Source organism: Deinococcus aetherius, assembly GCF_025997855.1.
Taxonomy (GTDB): Bacteria; Deinococcota; Deinococci; order Deinococcales; family Deinococcaceae; genus Deinococcus; species Deinococcus aetherius.
Map to the genome: position 1 here is coordinate 2,974,322 of NZ_AP026560.1, position 12,033 is coordinate 2,986,354.

The 12,033-nt window shown below is 71.0% G+C and carries 12 protein-coding genes; 5 read left to right on the forward strand and 7 right to left on the reverse strand.

The features are described from left to right. Positions 1–29: 29 nt before the first annotated feature. Positions 30–1,565, reverse strand: coding sequence for a phytoene desaturase family protein (locus DAETH_RS15345; RefSeq protein WP_264775747.1), 1,536 nt, complete (start codon positions 1,563–1,565; stop codon positions 30–32). A gap of 112 nt (positions 1,566–1,677) precedes the next feature. Between DAETH_RS15345 and DAETH_RS15350 the strand changes: the two genes are divergently transcribed. After that, positions 1,678–1,869 (forward strand): hypothetical protein, encoded by a 192-nt coding sequence (locus tag DAETH_RS15350; protein ID WP_264775748.1) that lies wholly within the window; start codon positions 1,678–1,680, stop codon positions 1,867–1,869. A gap of 9 nt (positions 1,870–1,878) precedes the next feature. Here DAETH_RS15350 and DAETH_RS15355 read toward each other — a convergent pair whose 3' ends face one another. Together DAETH_RS15355 and DAETH_RS15360 are read right to left on the reverse strand one after the other, a co-directional pair. Further along, the gene (locus DAETH_RS15355) at positions 1,879–2,475 is read right to left on the reverse strand and encodes a GNAT family N-acetyltransferase (RefSeq protein WP_264775749.1); all 597 of its coding nucleotides are present in this window, start codon (positions 2,473–2,475) and stop codon (positions 1,879–1,881) included. A 5-nt stretch (positions 2,476–2,480) separates the two neighbouring features. Further along, on the reverse strand, positions 2,481–2,906 hold the full coding sequence (locus DAETH_RS15360) for a ketosteroid isomerase-related protein (protein ID WP_264775750.1): 426 nt from the start codon (positions 2,904–2,906) through the stop codon (positions 2,481–2,483). Positions 2,907–3,155: 249 nt separating this feature from the next. On the opposite strand from DAETH_RS15360, the gene DAETH_RS15365 reads away from it, so the two are divergent. Beyond that, entirely contained in the window at positions 3,156–4,451 is a 1,296-nt protein-coding gene (locus DAETH_RS15365) for a hypothetical protein (protein ID WP_264777447.1), read from the forward strand. A 64-nt stretch (positions 4,452–4,515) separates the two neighbouring features. Here the strand turns inward: DAETH_RS15365 and DAETH_RS15370 are convergent, their stop codons facing one another. From DAETH_RS15370 to DAETH_RS15380, 3 genes are all read right to left on the reverse strand, one after another. Further along, entirely contained in the window at positions 4,516–4,770 is a 255-nt protein-coding gene (locus DAETH_RS15370) for a hypothetical protein (RefSeq protein ID WP_264775751.1), read from the reverse strand. A 23-nt stretch (positions 4,771–4,793) separates the two neighbouring features. Further along, a complete protein-coding gene (locus tag DAETH_RS15375; protein WP_264775752.1) occupies positions 4,794–5,000 on the reverse strand; it encodes a hypothetical protein in 207 nt (68 codons plus the stop codon). A gap of 300 nt (positions 5,001–5,300) precedes the next feature. Next, positions 5,301–6,005 (reverse strand): hypothetical protein, encoded by a 705-nt coding sequence (locus tag DAETH_RS15380; protein WP_264775753.1) that lies wholly within the window; start codon positions 6,003–6,005, stop codon positions 5,301–5,303. A 332-nt stretch (positions 6,006–6,337) separates the two neighbouring features. Between DAETH_RS15380 and DAETH_RS15385 the strand changes: the two genes are divergently transcribed. The 3 genes from DAETH_RS15385 to DAETH_RS15395 all read left to right on the forward strand — a co-directional run bounded on the left by DAETH_RS15385 (position 6,338) and on the right by DAETH_RS15395 (position 11,322). Further along, complete coding sequence (locus DAETH_RS15385) at positions 6,338–9,181, forward strand: 2-oxoglutarate dehydrogenase E1 component (protein ID WP_264775754.1); 2,844 nt, start codon at positions 6,338–6,340, stop codon at positions 9,179–9,181. A 127-nt stretch (positions 9,182–9,308) separates the two neighbouring features. Further along, positions 9,309–10,610, forward strand: coding sequence for a 2-oxoglutarate dehydrogenase complex dihydrolipoyllysine-residue succinyltransferase (odhB, locus tag DAETH_RS15390; RefSeq protein WP_264775755.1), 1,302 nt, complete (start codon positions 9,309–9,311; stop codon positions 10,608–10,610). Between the two features lie 73 nt (positions 10,611–10,683). Then, complete coding sequence (locus DAETH_RS15395; protein WP_264775756.1) at positions 10,684–11,322, forward strand: DUF2268 domain-containing putative Zn-dependent protease; 639 nt, start codon at positions 10,684–10,686, stop codon at positions 11,320–11,322. Positions 11,323–11,360: 38 nt separating this feature from the next. Here DAETH_RS15395 and pyrE read toward each other — a convergent pair whose 3' ends face one another. Next, positions 11,361–11,933 carry an orotate phosphoribosyltransferase gene (gene pyrE, locus DAETH_RS15400; protein ID WP_264775757.1) on the reverse strand — a complete coding sequence of 191 codons (573 nt, stop codon included), beginning with the start codon at positions 11,931–11,933 and terminating at the stop codon, positions 11,361–11,363. Positions 11,934–12,033 lie beyond the last annotated feature (100 nt).

Sequence of the window (12,033 nt, forward strand, 5' to 3'; positions counted from 1 at the left end):
CCGCCTTCCGCTTTCTGCCTGCCACCCCCTCACCTCCACCCCCTCCGCGTCAGGTCACCCACGAGCACCCGGGCGGCGTTGCGCCCCGACGCGCCCATAATGCCGCCTCCGGGGTGAGTGCTCGCGCCCGTCAGGTACAAGCCCTTCACGCCGGGCCAGCGGTACTGACTGGCCGCCATCCATGGGCGGAAGGCGAACATCTGGTCGAAGCTCATCTCCAGGTGCATCACGTTTCCCCGGTGCAGCCCCAACTCTCTTTCCAGCCACTGCGGCGTCTGCACGAGTTCGCCCACGATATTGTCCCGCGTGCCCGGCGCGTAGTGCTCGAACGCCCGGAGGATGTTCTCGCGTGCCTCCGCCGTCCGCGTCTCCCAGCTTCCCGAGGCCAGCTCATAGGGGTAATACTGCGCCCACAGCCACAGCACGTCGCCGCCCGGGGGCGCGAGGCTGTCGTCCACGGCGGAAAAGCTCATGGCGATCAGGGGGGGATCGGTCGTCGGCTCCCCCGCCAGATACTCGCCGTAGCCCTTCATCAGTTGGCGCTCGTCCTTGATCAGGAGGCCCAGGCCCACCCGGCTCTCGGGCTCGGTATGATTTCTGTACCGGACTTTCTCACTGAGGGCCAGGCGCAGGATCATCCCGAAGCCGTTCCCGACCCGGCCAGCCCGCGCGGCGGGGGGCACGTACTCCTCAGGCAACGCGTCCGCCGTCGTCAGGACGTGGGTGCCGGAAACGACGGCGCGGGCGGTGTAGGCGTCGCCGTTCTCCAGCTCGATGCCCTGCGCCTTCCCGTCCCTCACCAGGATGCGCTTCACCGGAGCGTTGACGAAGACCTCGCCCCCGTCCGCCTCGACCGCCCGGCGCAGGGCCTTCGTGAGCCCCCCCGATCCCCCCTTGGGCCGCGCCACGCCGCCCTCGTGGTAGAGGGGATGCCACAACAGGAAGGGGGCGCTGAGGGGATCGCTCGGGGGGGGACCGCTCTGGGCCGCCATCCACACGAGGGGGGCGCGAACCCGCTCCTCCGAGAAATACTCGCGCGCCACGTCCCCGTAGGGCCGCAGGATGCGCCGCAGTTGCGTCTGCGCGTCGCGGCCCCTGCCGCTCTTCACGAGCATCTTTCCCATCTCCAAGGGGCCGGGGGCCGAGTTGAAGAGGTCGGCGACGCTTCGGGCGAAGGGGGTCCAGTCGTCGAGAAAGCGGCGGTACGCCTCGCCCTGGCCGGGAAAGAGGGCCTCCAGCTCGCGCGCCGTCCGGTCGGCGTCGCGCCACACGAACCACGGCGTCTCCCCGTCCGAGGCGTGGAACATGGGGTCCACCTCCAGGTAGTGCAGGCCGTGGCGGGTCAGCTCCAACTCGCGCACGACGGGGGTCATGCGGATCAGGATGTGCGCGCTGCCGCCGTAGTCGAAGCGGTAGCCGGGCACGAGTTCTTCTGTGCTCACCGCCCCCCCGACGAGGTGGCGCCGCTCGAACACGCCCACCCGCAGCCCGGCCTTCGCGGCGTAGGCGGCCGTCACCAGGGCGTTGTGGCCCGCACCCATCACGATCACGTCGAAATCCGGCATCCGGCCCGAATCCTGTCACACCGGGGGGGCGGGTAAGGGTCAGGGATACCGCGTTCGCCCCGGAGCGCGAGCAGACAGAACCCCGTGACAGGTCACCCCGTACCCTGCCTCCATGTTCGGTCACCGCGTGCCCCCCCACATTGTCCTTGCGCTCAGCGTCCTGTTCGCGCTCCTGTGCGCCGTGCCCGCCGTGCGGTACGGGCTGACGGCGAGGTGGCTCCCCGCCCTGCTGTGGGGCGCTGCCTCGGTGTGGTTCGCGGTGGACGCGGTTCGGGCGTACGGGTGGAGGCAGAAGAAGTCGTAGGCGCCGGGCTCAGCTCAGCCGCCTGACCCAGAAGCGCATGGGCTTGGCGGTCTCCCCCGCCTCGCCCACGTCCTGCCAGGTCATGGTGGTCTCCAGGTCGGGGCGTTCGGTGTAGCCGCGCGCCTGCCAGAAGGCATTCAGCGGGCGGTACCCCTGAGGCTGGGCCGGGTGGTCCGCCGGGCGCCGCACCGCGCAGAAGGCGGTGATCCCCAGCCCCAGCCGCCGGGCGTGCGCTTCCCGCTCGTCGAAGAAGCGGTGGCCCACCCCGCGCCCCCGGTACTCGGGGAGGAGCACGCTCTCGCCGAGGTAGAGCACGTCTCCGGGGTCGAACTCGGGGGGCTGGAAGGGGGCGCGCACCTCCTCCGTCTCCTGCGTCAGCGGCACCGCCGTGCTCGCGCCCACCACCCGCTCCCCGTCGCGGGCGAGGACGACGAGGGCCCCGGGGGCGCCCAGGTACGTCCGCAGGTAACGCTCCTCGTACTCCGCGCTCCCCTCGTACAGGTACGGGAAGGCGCGAAACACCTCCTGCCGCAGCCGGGCGAGGTCGGGAATCGCCGCGCGCAGCTCGTCCCCGGTGGCGGGGCAGACGGTCAGGGCGTCCGGCATGGCTCCTAGCCCCCGCTCACCTGCCGGGACCAGTCGGCGAGGTTGTAGTAGTTCGTCACCCGGCCGATGCGGCCCCCCCGCACCTCGAAGAAGGCACCCACCGGGAGGACGTAGGTCTGGCCGCGCGCCTCGGGCAACCCTGCGTCGGTCTCCAGGTATTCGCCGTGGATCACGAACTCGGCGGCGCCGCGCCCTCCGTCCGGGGTCACCATGACCACCAGGTCCTCCGCTCGCTCGCGGTAGTGGGCGTCCATCCTGCCCAGGAAGGCGCGAAAGGCTTCCACCCCGGTCTGCGTCTCGCCCTCGTTGATGTCGTGGCGCACGTCCCCCGTCAGCAGGGCGAGCATTTCCTCCGCGTCCCCCGCGTTGAAGGCCGCGTAGTAACGCCGGATCAGGTCGAGGGTGGCCGTCTGGGATTCGGGTGCCGTCATGAGGGGAAGTGTAAGGGGGGAGTGTAAGCAAGTTGGCGCGCGGGCTGGCCGACGTGACCGGACGGTGAAGCGCACAACGATCTTCCAAAAAAGGGCATGATGGGGGGGCAGGATTTCCTTACCCTGCCAACGTGCGTCCCCTGCGGCCCCGGCGGCGGCCGCTTCTGCTACTTTGAACACACTTGAACCCACGCGTCTTCCGCCCCCCGGCGGGGCGCTGCGAAATGGAGGAGTCCCCGCGTGAACTCAGTGCGCTACATCATCACCCGGCCCTGCCTGCAAGAAGGCAGCCTGCGACTGCTCAAGTACCTCCAGCACACCTTTGCGGACAATGGCCCGGCGCAGTTCGTGGACGACCGGGGCACCGAGCACACGGTTCAGGTGGACCGCGCCCAGGGCCGCGTCTGGGGGCTGGGCAGGCTCTACCACGACCTGAACCTGGGGGTGAACGACGTGCTGACACTCACCCCCCTGGCCCCCGGCCGCTATCAGGTCGAGGCCACCGTCAAGCCGCACGCCGCCCCGCCGCCCCCCGCCCGCACGGCGCCCAAGGCCCCCGAACCCCGCCGCGTCGTCGTGTCGGCCACGCCCCACGTCCGCGAGGTGCGGCTGGAGCAGCCCCGCCCGGGGGCGCGGGAGGCCACCCCGGCGGAGCCCGGCGTGACCGTTCGGCCCACGTCCGGCCCAGGTGCCGAGAATACGGCCCCCGGGGTCACCGCCCAGGCGCCGCTCGTCCCGGTGCAGCCCGCCGCGCCCGTCCAGCCCCTGCCCGAGGGGCCCGCACAGGCCATGTCAACGCCGCGCCCCCGGACGGGGCAGCGCCCGGAGGTCAACCTGTCGCGCCCCGCCCCCGCAAGTGTGGAGGGTCAACTCGCCGAACTTGCCCGGCTGACCGGCTACCGCCTGGACTTCCCGGCGCCCGCCCTCGCGCGGCTGCGCGCCGACCTCGGGTCGCACGGGTACACGGTCCACGTCGCGCTGAGCGAGGCGGCGACCCGCTCGCCCGCGTGGGGGCAGGGAGCGGACCATGCGGCGCTCGTGACGGGGGAGGACGAGCGGCCCCAGGGCCTGCCGCGCCTGACCCGCGAGGCGCTCGGCGCCCTGATCGAGCACGCCCGGCTCGCGCCCCTGTCGCCCATCGACCTGCGCGGGTACTGGAAGGCCGGGAACCTCGACCTGGAGACGGCGGCGAGCGTGTCCGAACTCGTGGGGGCGCACCTCGCCCAGCGGGGAGCCTTTTCCTTCGTGCTCCTCACCCTGGCGAGCCACCCGGCCCACAGCGTCGTGAGCAGCGCCCGCCTCGCGGAGAAACTCGGCAGCGGGGTAAACACCGCCGAGCTGAGCAGCATCCTCGACACCCTCACCCGCGCGCCCTTCCTGGCCCTCACGCCGCTGCCGGGCGGGGAGTTCCTGCTGCGCGCTGACGTGCGCGACCTCCTCGCCGAACTCGCCGAGTACGCCGAGGGGGTGCGCCGCCGGGTACGGACGCCGAACGCCGCTCCCCAGACGGTGCGCGGGGGCGAGCCCCTGGCCGTCACGGCGTAGGCCTGACCGGACAAGCGGGGCGGGGCGGCGCGAACGTCCTCCCCGCTCCGGTGGAGTCGCCGGGTTACATCTCCTTGTCGTCGCCGCCGGTGCCGAAGGTAGTGCCGGTGGAGGCGAGGCCGTCCGCCTGACCGGGGGTACCGGGCACGCCGCCGGGGGCCTGGTCACTCATGCGGGTGGCCTCGCCCGTCGTGACCGGTGTCTCGGTCATCCCGCTCCCGGAGTCGTCGGCGTACCCGGCGCGGTCGCTCATCTCGTTGCCCGCGTCAGCGGGCAGGCCACCCTGGGAATCGCGGTCGTGGGAATCGTCCTGGGTCATGGAATTCTCCTCCCCGGGCGGGCTCAGCGGTCGTCGTCGCCCTTCAGGCCGCCGCCCAGCGAGCCCATCGGCGTGTCGGCGTTGTCGCGGCTCGTCGCGCCTGTGTCGCCCACCCGGTCCACGGTGCCGTCCGTGCCGGAGGGGTCGGTGCCCAGGCCGATCTCGGCGCTGCCCGTGTGGTCGGCGCCGTTCTGGCTCCTGGAGTCGAGGTCGTTCGGGTCGGTCGTCATGGAAGCCTCCGCCTGGGGGTGAACGCCGGGACACGGACCTTCCGTGCCGCCCGGATGTTCTGGGGTGGAGGACCATTCAAACGCGCGGGGGCCCCCGGTCACAAGGACGGGGGCTTTTAGCGTTCACGCGCCGCACCCCTCATGGACGGGGGCGGGCACGCCTCACAGCGGTGGCCGGACAAGTTGAGGGTCTTCCTCTCCACTTGTCCGGCCCGAGCGGAGCGAGCAACCGTGATGAGAGCGGTCGCAGTGGAGTTGAAGGGACGCAGTTTGTCCCAAGGGCGTAACGGAGTACCGCGATCAGGCCGCCGGGCGGGAACGCAGCAGGTACCGGACCAGGCTCGCCAGGCTGGGGTCGCGGAGCACGCACACGATCAAGAGCTCCCCGTGCTCGACGATGAGCAGGGTGCGGTGCTCGAACTCCAGTTGCGCGGAGAAGAGCGGCCCCCCCTGCGGCAACTCTCCCAGGGCCCGGGCCGCGTCGAGCAGCGCGCACAGGGGTGGGAGCAGCGGGGCCGGGAGCGCCTCGCCCTCCGCCCCGAGGGGCTGGCGGCCCGCCGTGAGCAGGGTGACCCCCAGGACCCCGGGCTTGCCCAGCAGGTCGCGCATCAGACGCCGGTTGCCGGGAGAGGGCGGCGGGGGCGCGGCGGGCCCGGGCAGGAGGAAGGCGAGGGCCGGGCGCAGCGTCTCGGGAGTCAGGACCGGGCCGAGGGAGGCCACCCCCGCCGGGACCTCCGCGCCGAACGCGAGGAGCCGCGTGCCCGCCGGGAGGAGCAGGTCCCCCGGCCCCCCGAACCCCGCGAGCGGCAGTTCCAGCAAGACGGCCGCTGCCGGTCGGGCGCGCAGGGCGGCGCGCAGGCCCGCCAGGCTGACCGCGCGGCGGGCGCGCAGGCCCAGGCTCTCGACGAGGCGCTCGGCCCCCTTGCCCCTCCCCACGCTCGCGCTGACGACGAGCACGTCGGCGGGGGGCGGCGTGGCGTTTCCTTCCAGCAGCCCGCCGGTCATGGTCCGTCCTCCTTTCCGCCTTGGCTCCGCCCCGCCCGGTGTCCTGCCTGCCTCAGTCATCTGCCCTTCCTTCGGGGCCCGGGCTTCCCCCAGGCCGACGTTGCCCCCACTAGAACGCCGGCGGGCTCACGGCTTCCTTACAAGTGCCTTCCTGACGGGCGTTCTTCAGGAGCCGAGCCACCTCGGAGATAGATATGCACGGGCGCGGAATTTGGATCACCGGGGTGGGCTGGCCCAGGAACCGGACCAGACCTGTGCCCTGCGTGGGAACAACGCGGGGGGTGCGGGCGCCGCCATTGAGTCCCGGGGCGGGGGGTATGCTGGGGGGCGTTATGACGCAGTCTCAGACGATCATGTCCGGCGGGAACGCGGCCTTTATCGAGGGGCTGTACGAGGCGTACCTCGCCGATCCCGCGAGCGTGGACCCCGAGTGGCGCGCGTACTTCGACGACCTGCGCGGCGGGGCCCGCGAGACACCCCACTCCCGGGTCCGGCAAGCGTTCTACGAGCTCGGCACCCAGCGGCGGGGCGGCACCGTCGTCCCCGCGCCCGAGGGCGTCAGCGGCGCGCAGCAGGCGGCCGGGGCCCTGATCACCGCCTACCGGGTGTACGGCTACACCAGCGCGAAGACCAATCCCCTCAGGATGCGCGGCCTCCCGGTCGTGCCCGAACTCACCCCCGAGTACTACGGCCTCTCGGAGGCGGACCTCGTGGAGACCGTCCACGACGGCGAGTTCCACGGGCCGCTGCGCGAGGTCATCGCCCAGCTTGGGGAGACGTACTGCGGGGCCATCGGCTTCGAGTTCAATTACCTGCCTGCGGGCGAGCGCGCATGGTTCCAGGAGCGGGTGGAGGCCGGGCGCGGCCGGGGCCGCTACACCCCCGAGGAACGCCGGCGCCTGATGGTCAAGCTCAACGCCGCCGAGGGGCTGGAGCGGTACCTGCACGTCAAGTATGTGGGCCAGAAGAGATTTTCGCTGGAGGGCGGCGAGAGCTTCATCCCCCTCCTCGACCGGATCATCCAGCAGGCGGGGACCTTCGGGGTCAAGGAGACGGTCATCGGGATGGCGCACCGTGGCCGCCTGAACGTGCTCGTGAACATCTTCGGGAAGAAGCCCAGCGACCTCTTCGCCGAGTTCGAGGGCAAGAAGAAGATCAGCGACGACCCGGATATCGCGGGCGACGTGAAGTACCACATGGGGTATTCGAGCGACGTGCGCACGCCCGGCGGCCCGATGCACCTCGCGCTGGCCTTCAATCCCTCGCACCTGGAGATCGTCTCGCCCGTGGTCCACGGCTCCGTGCGCGCCCGACAGGACCGCCGGGGCGACACGGAGCGCAAGCAGGTGCTGCCCATCACCGTCCACGGCGACGCGGCGGTGAGCGGGCAGGGCGTGGTCATGGAGACCCTGAACTTCTCGCGGCTGCGCGGTTTCACGACGGGCGGCGCCATCCGCATCGTGATCAACAACCAGATCGGCTTCACGGTGAGCGACCCGCGCGATACCCGGTCGAGCCGCTACTCGACCGACGTGGCGAAGATCGCCAACGCGCCCGTGATGCACGTCAACGGCGACGACCCCGAGGCGGTGGCCTTTGCGGGCGACCTCGCCATCGAGTACCGCCAGGGTTTCGGCAAGGACGTGTTCATCGACCTGATCTGCTTCCGCCGTCACGGCCACAACGAGGCGGACGACCCCACGATGACCCAGCCCATCATGTACCGCGAGATCAAGGCGCACCCCGGCACCCGCGCCCTGTACGCGCGGGACCTGGAGGCGCAGGGCGCCTTGGGGGCAGGCGAGGGCGACCGGCTGGTGGAGAAGTTCCGCGACCAGCTCGACGCGGGCGGCGCCGTGGTCGAGGAGATGGAGAACCAGGAGCAGAGCCGCCTCGCCGCCGACTGGAAGGGGTACGTGGGCACCCCCTGGACCGACGACACGCCGACGAACGTGCCCAGGGAAAAGCTCACCGAACTCGGCCTCAAGATCAGCGAGGTGCCGGAAGGCTTCGGGCTCCACCGGGGCGTGGCGCGCGTGATGGAGGCAAGGCGGGCGATGAGCCGGGGCGAGCAGCCCCTCGACTGGGGCATGGGCGAGATGCTCGCCTACGCGACCCTCCTCGTGGAGGGCTACAACGTCCGTCTCGACGGGCAGGACTCGGGGCGCGGCACCTTCGTCCACCGTCACGCCGTCCTGCACAACCAGGCCGCGCAGGACCCCATGAACGAGGAGTACGTGAGCCTCGCGCACCTGTCACCCGACCAGGGCCAGGTCGAGATCATCGACTCCACGCTCTCGGAGGAGGCCGTCCTTGCCTTCGAGTACGGCTACTCGACCTCGGAGCCCAAGGCGCTCGTCGCCTGGGAGGCGCAGTTCGGCGACTTCGCCAACGGGGCGCAGGTCGTGATCGACCAGTTCCTCAGCGCGGGCGAGAGCAAGTGGCAGCGCCTCTCGGGCCTGACCATGCTCCTGCCGCACGGGTACGAGGGGGCGGGGCCCGAGCACTCCAGCGCCCGTCTGGAGCGGTACCTGCAACTGTGCGCCCAGAAGAACATGCAGGTCGTGGTGCCCAGCTCCGCCGCCCAGATCTTCCACCTCCTGCGCCGTCAGGTGCTGCGGCCCTACCGCAAGCCCCTCATCGTGATGACGCCCAAGAGCCTGTTGCGGAACAAGCTGGCGATGAGCCCGCTCTCCGACCTCGCGGGGGGCCGCTTTCAGGAGGTCATCGGCGACGACACGGTGCAGCAGGCGAAGCGCGTGGTCGTGAGCAGCGGCAAGCTCCACTGGGAACTGTTCGAGGCGCGGAGTGCCGACAAGGAGGGGTACGCGGGCACGGCGCTCGTGCGGCTGGAGCAGCTCTACCCCTTCCCGGCGGAGGCCTTGAAGGCCGAACTCGCCAGGCACTCCGGCGCGCAGGTCGTCTGGGCGCAGGAGGAACCCCAGAACCAGGGCGCGTGGCTGATGATCCGCGACGACCTGGAGAAGGTGCTGGGCCCCGACCAGCGGCTCACGGCGGCCACCCGCCCGCGCGCGGCGAGCACGGCGGTGGGCTACAGCAGCGCCCACACCAAGGAGCAGGCGCAGGTCATCGCCGACGCGCTGGGCGAACGGGTCACGCCCGAGAAGGTGGACGCCCAGGTCACGGCGGTCAAGGAGGCGACGGCACAGGCCTGACGGCGGGGAGCAAGGGGGCGGGGGCGGTCACGGGACCACCCCCGCCCTTTTCGTGCGTTCCGCGCCCCTCTCCCGGGGAGCGTCCCCGCGCCAGTCACGCTCCCCGGGGGGTATAAAGGGTCTCGTTATGGCCGAAATCAAGGTTCCCGTTTTTTCCGAGTCGGTGAGCGAGGGCACGCTGCTGACCTGGCACAAGAAGCCCGGCGACGCGGTCAGTCGCGGCGAGGTGATCGCCGAGATCGAGACCGACAAGGTGGTGCTGGAGGTAACCGCCCAGCAGGACGGCGTCTTGCAGAGCATCATCAAGAACGAGGGCGACACCGTGCTCAGCGAGGAGGTCCTGGGCACCGTCGGCGACGCGGGCGCCCCGGCCGCCACACCTGCCGCCCCGGCCCCTGATCAGGCGAGCGGCCCGGTGGCAAACGAGACGAGCGCGGGCGGCACGGCGACCCAGCCTGACAGCGCCTCCTTAGGGAACGAGGCGACCCGGCGCGACGACCTCTCCCCCGCCGTGCGGCGTGTGGTGGACGAGAACAACCTGAACCCGGCCCAGATTCCCGCGACCGGCCCGAGGGGCAACATCACCAAGGCGGACGCGATGGGCGCCGTGGCGACCGCCCAGGCCGCACCGACCGCCGTGGCCGAGCCCGCCGTCACGCAAACGGCCCAGCCGAGTGCGCCCACCACTCCGCCCACCCCCACTCCCCCGGCCCCCGTGCCCAGCGGCCCCCGCGCTGAGCAGCGGGTTCCCATGACGCGCATCCGCCAGCGCATCGCCGAGCGGCTCAAGGAGGTGCAGAACACCGCCGCGCTGCTGACCACCTTCAACGAAGTGAACATGAAACCGGCGATGGACCTGCGCAAGAAATACCAGGACCAGTTCGTCGCCAAGCACGGGGTCAAGCTGGGCTTCATGAGCCTCTTCGTGCGCGCGGCGACCGAGGCCCTGAGGCAGTTCCCAGTCGTGAACGCTTCGGTCGAGGGCAAGGACATCATCTACCACGGCTACTACGACATCGGCATCGCGGTCGCCAGTGACCGGGGCCTGGTCGTGCCCATCCTGCGCGACACGGACCAGATGAGCCTCGCCACCATAGAGAAGGAGATCGCGGGCTTCGCCCAGAAGGCCAAGGGCGGCAAGCTGACGCTGGAGGACATGAGCGGCGGCACCTTCTCGATCACGAACGGCGGCACCTTCGGCTCGATGATGAGCACCCCGATCATCAACGCGCCGCAGAGCGCCATCCTGGGGATGCACAACATCATCGAGCGCCCGGTCGCCGAGCAGGGGCAGGTCGTCATCCGCCCGATGATGTACGTGGCGCTGAGCTACGACCACCGCATCATCGACGGGCGCGAGGCCGTGCTCTTCCTGGTGACGATCAAGAACCTGCTGGAAGACCCGGCGCGGATGCTGCTGGAGGTGTAGGGGCGGTCGGCGTTCAGCCACCAGCGGTCAGCCCTTCGGGGTTGGCCGCCGGTTTTGTTTGTAGGGTGTGGGCGTGGCGAACGTGCTGCACCTGATGAACGCGGGCGGGCTGCTCTCCTCCGCCCTGGCTGCCGAGGTGCGGGAGGTGGCGGAGGCGGCGCTGGTGCGGCACGCGGGGCGGCTGGGGCTGGACGAGGTGGACGTGGCGTTGTATGTGACGCCTTGGACGCTGCCGGAGACGGGGGTGGGTGGGTACGCGCCGCTGCCGCATTGGGTACAGGTCACCCTCACTCCCGGGAATCCCAATTTCACGGAGTGTTGGCGCACCGAAATTCCCGCTACGCTCGCTCACGAACTCCACCACGCGCGGCGATGGCGGGGGCCGGGGTACGGGAGGACGCTGCTGGAGGCGCTCGTCAGCGAGGGATTGGCCCAGCACTTCGAGGTGGAGGAGCGGGGCGAGCCTCCACCCTACGCGCGCCCTCTCACGGACCTCGGCGCTCTGTGGAGCCGGGCGCGGGCGGAACTGGACACCCCCACCTACGATCACAACGCCTGGTTCTTCGGCTCGGAGGCGGCGGGCCTACCGCGCTGGGCCGGGTACGCCCTCGGCTACGAACTCGTGCGCCGCTTCCTCGCCCGGCAAGGCCGCGATGCGGTGAGCCACGTGGACACTTCCGCTGAGGAGTTCCGAGGTGCTCGGGAAAGCTAAAACGGCGTGCCTCCCTCGACAAACCACGCGCCACAAGCTCAAATCTTCTGCAACGGCCGCTCCGCCAGCCAGTCCGGCACCTCTTCGGGCAGGTAGGTGTCGAAGGTCAGGCGGGCGAGGCTGACAAGCGGGTAGCCCTCCAGCGGCCCCTCCTCCTTGCGGCGGTCCACGATGCAGGCGATGGTGACGCATGTTCCGCCCGCCGCCTCCGCCGCGCGCACAGCCCTCAGTACGCTGCCGCCGGTCGTGAGCACGTCCTCCACGGCGACGAAGAGCTCACCAGGGGCGAGGGTGAAGGCTTCCCTGATCTTCATGCCGCCCTGTCCGTCCTTCTCGGCGAAGATGGCGCGGGTGCCCCCCTGCCGGTTCAAGTGGCGGGCGACCTCGTAGGCCAGGACCACGCCGCCCATCGCGGGGCCGACGGTGACCGTGGCGTGTACCCCTGCCTCGCGCAGCTTCTCGGCGAGGCCCTGGCCTATACGCTCCGTCAGGTGGGGGTACTGGAGCAGTGTGGTCGATTGCAGGAACTTCGGGGAGTGGCGGCCCGAGGCGAGCAGGAAGTGCCCCTCGTGGTACGCGCCCGCCTCGCGGTAGAGCGCCAGAACGTCCATGCCTGGAGTATCGCACCGCTGCCCGAGCGCGGGACCTCACACGGCGCCCCGGCGCGTTCCTTCCCTATCATGGCGCATGGAGTTCCCTGACCATGCGCCC

Coding starts and splice junctions, on each gene's coding strand:
- DAETH_RS15345 (WP_264775747.1), bottom strand. CDS start 1,565: ATGCCGGATTTCGACGTGATCGTGATGGGTGCGGGCCACAACGCCCTG.
- DAETH_RS15350 (WP_264775748.1), top strand. CDS start 1,678: ATGTTCGGTCACCGCGTGCCCCCCCACATTGTCCTTGCGCTCAGCGTC.
- DAETH_RS15355 (WP_264775749.1), bottom strand. CDS start 2,475: ATGCCGGACGCCCTGACCGTCTGCCCCGCCACCGGGGACGAGCTGCGC.
- DAETH_RS15360 (WP_264775750.1), bottom strand. CDS start 2,906: ATGACGGCACCCGAATCCCAGACGGCCACCCTCGACCTGATCCGGCGT.
- DAETH_RS15370 (WP_264775751.1), bottom strand. CDS start 4,770: ATGACCCAGGACGATTCCCACGACCGCGATTCCCAGGGTGGCCTGCCC.
- DAETH_RS15375 (WP_264775752.1), bottom strand. CDS start 5,000: ATGACGACCGACCCGAACGACCTCGACTCCAGGAGCCAGAACGGCGCC.
- DAETH_RS15380 (WP_264775753.1), bottom strand. CDS start 6,005: ATGACCGGCGGGCTGCTGGAAGGAAACGCCACGCCGCCCCCCGCCGAC.
- DAETH_RS15385 (WP_264775754.1), top strand. CDS start 6,338: ATGACGCAGTCTCAGACGATCATGTCCGGCGGGAACGCGGCCTTTATC.
- odhB (WP_264775755.1), top strand. CDS start 9,309: ATGGCCGAAATCAAGGTTCCCGTTTTTTCCGAGTCGGTGAGCGAGGGC.
- pyrE (WP_264775757.1), bottom strand. CDS start 11,933: ATGGACGTTCTGGCGCTCTACCGCGAGGCGGGCGCGTACCACGAGGGG.